Source organism: Aquabacterium sp. UBA2148 (genome assembly GCF_002328915.1).
Lineage (GTDB): Bacteria > Pseudomonadota > Gammaproteobacteria > Burkholderiales > Burkholderiaceae_C > Aquabacterium > Aquabacterium parvum.
In genome coordinates, this window is the sequence record NZ_DCXA01000259.1 from 3,044 (window position 1) to 5,862 (window position 2,819).

2 protein-coding genes and 1 other RNA gene (1 of these 3 cut by a window edge) are annotated in these 2,819 nt (G+C 67.7%); all 3 read right to left on the bottom strand.

The annotated features are described in order from the left end of the window. Positions 1-174: RNase P RNA component class A (gene rnpB, locus B2W70_RS14465), an RNA gene on the bottom strand; it reaches 351 nt to the left of the window's first position. 9 nt (positions 175-183) lie between these two features. After that, a complete protein-coding gene (locus B2W70_RS14470; RefSeq protein WP_286746719.1) occupies positions 184-1,383 on the bottom strand; it encodes a multidrug effflux MFS transporter in 1,200 nt (399 codons plus the stop codon). A gap of 3 nt (positions 1,384-1,386) precedes the next feature. Beyond that, on the bottom strand, positions 1,387-2,819 hold a 1,433-nt coding region (gene dsbD, locus B2W70_RS14475), incomplete at its 5' end, for a protein-disulfide reductase DsbD (RefSeq protein WP_286746722.1).

Consider the following 2,819-nt stretch of genomic DNA (forward strand, 5'->3'; position numbering starts at 1 on the left):
AGTGCGCCGACGCTTCGCTGAGCACCCCGACCGGACCCGGCCGAACTCGTCTCTGTTGCTCTGATCCTCACCTCGCGGTGGAGAGGTGTTACCTCCTGCGCCGTCCTGTGCAGTCCGGACCTTCCTCCAGTGCGCCCTTTCGGGCCTTGCACCAGCGGCGGTCTGGCTGACTTCACGGCGCCATTATCGCCGCTGCAGCCAGGCCCAGGCGAACAGGCCCACCAGCATCAGCAACAGCGAGGCCACCGCCAGGCTCACCGCACCGTGCATCACCATCGGCGCCAGCACACCCGCAACGACACCGTTGGAGGCGCTGCCCACGAAAGCCTGCATGGATGCGGCCATGCCCCGGCGCGCCGGGTCGATGTCCAGCACCATGAGCGTGACGACCGGGGTCATCATGGCCCAGCCCAGGGCGTAAAGCCCGATGGGAAAGAGTGCCCAGCTCACGTGCGCGGTGAAGAACACGTTGGCCAGCAAGTTGAGAAGCGAGATCACCAGCATCACGGTGAAGCCGATGCGGATCTGCCGCGCCGGCTCGATGCTGCCGGCCAGGCGCCCGCTGATCCACGCACCGCCCATGATGCCGCCGATGGTGCAAACGAAGAACCAGAAGAACTGCGTGGGCGCCAGGTGCAGGATCTCGCCCAGGAAGGTGGGCGCCGAAAGCACGTACAGGAACATGCCGTTGAAGGGCACGCCGCTGGCCAGCGCCAGCAGCAAGAACCGCGGGTTGGAGCCCAATTGCCAGTAGCCGCGCATCAGGTGCTTGAGCTCGAAAGGCTGGCGCTGAGAGCTGTGCAGCGTCTCGGGCAGCAACCAGGCGTTGGCCGCCAGCAGGACCACCCCCACGCCCGTGAGGAACCAGAACACCGCGTGCCAATTGGCGTGCACGAACAGGAAGCCGCCGATGATGGGCGCCACCGCCGGTGCCACCCCGAAAAACAGCGTCACCTGCGACATCACACGCTGGGCCTGGGCCGGTGGGTAGAGGTCACGGATGACGGCGCGCGAAACCACGATGCCCGCCCCGGTCGACAGGCCCTGCAGCGCCCGGAAGAACACCAGCTGCCCGATGGTCTGCGAGAGCGCGCACCCGGCCGAGGCAATGGTGAAGACCACGATGCCCGTGAGCACCACCGGGCGGCGCCCAAAGCTGTCCGACAGCGAGCCGTGGAAGAGGCTCATGAAGGCGAAGGCAAACAGGTAGGCCGAAAGCGTCTGCTGGATCTCGATCGGCGTGGCGCGCAGGTCGGCGGCGATGCCGGAGAACGCCGGCAAGTAGGTGTCGATGGCAAAGGGCCCGAGCATGCCGAGCGCCGCCAGCAACACGGACATGGTCCAGCGCGGCCCTTTCCAGAGCTGATCGGCTTGCGGGTGCACGGCTCAGAGCCCCGCTTTCAGCAGGCTCTTGAGGAAGTCCTGGGCGTTCTGAAAGCCGATGACGCGCGCACCGGTCTGCTCTTGTCCTTGCGGGTTGAAAAACAGGATGCCGGGCGGACCGAACAGGCCAAAGCGCTCCATCAAAGCTCGGTCGTCGGCCGAGTTCAGGGTCACGTCGGCCTGCAGCAGCACCACGCCCTTGAGGCGCGACTGCACCAGCGCGTCGGTGAAGGTCTCGCGCTCCATCTCGATGCACGAGACGCACCAGTCGGCATAGAAGTCGAGCATCACGGCGCGGCCGTCGGCTCGGGCCTGGGCAACGGCCGCGTCGAGCTCGGCCACGGAATGCACGCGCTTGAATGGCAGCACGCTGCGGTGGGCCGAGGCCGAGGACTCCAGCCCCAGCACCTGGGTCTTGAGGTAGGGCCAGGCGGGTTGGGCCACGTACACAGCCATGCCCAGCATCAGCACGCCAAACAGCGCCTTGACCGCCGTCATCCAGGCACCAGCGCGTGGCAGCAAGCTGCCTGCCGACACGCCCACCAGCAGCAGCGGCAGGCTCATGCCCCAGGCCATGGCGTAGAGCGCGCTGCCACCGAGCACCACGTCACGGGTCTGGCTGATGTAGAGCAAAGCCCCGGCCAGCGGCGCCGACACGCAGGGGCTGACGATCAGGGCCGAGACCACGCCCATGGCGAACACGCTGACAAACTTGCCGCCAGGCAGGCGGTTGCTGCCCTCGCCCAACCAGCTCTGCACGGCCACTGGCAGGCGCAACTCGTACAGGCCGAACATCGACAGCGCCAGCAGCACCATCAGCGCCGCGAACGCGAGCACCACCCAAGGGTGTTGCAGGTAGGCGGCCAGGCCTTGGCCCAACAGGCCTGCGGCCACGCCCAGGCCGGTGTAGACCAGGGCCATGCCTTGCGAATAGGACAGCGCCAGCAAAAAGCCCCGGCCCCGGGTCACGCGGTCCTTCTGGCCGACGATGATCGACGACAGGATGGGCACCATGGGCAGCACACAAGGCGTCAGCGACAGCAGCACGCCGGCCAGGAAGAACACGCCCACCACCGTCCAGAGCTGCCCCGAGTCCAGGGCCTGGCGGATGCGTTCGGTGCCTGCTGCGGCATCCAGGCCGCCAAGGGACAAGGCCCCGCCGACCACCGCGCCGCCCTGCCCGGCTTGGCCGGCTTGACCGGCTCCAGCGCCCGCCAAACCGCCCATCGGCTCGATGCTGGCGATGGCGCCCGCGTCATCGATCACCACACGCAGGCGTCGCGCCTGCGGCGGGTAACACAAGCCCGCATCGGCACAGCCTTGGTAGCCGATGGTCAGCACGGCCTCGCCCTGGAGCCCGGCAGGCAGGCTCAAGCCACCGGTCACGTCGGCGTGGTAGACCTCGAGCTCCTTGTCGAACGTCGGGTCGTACTTGG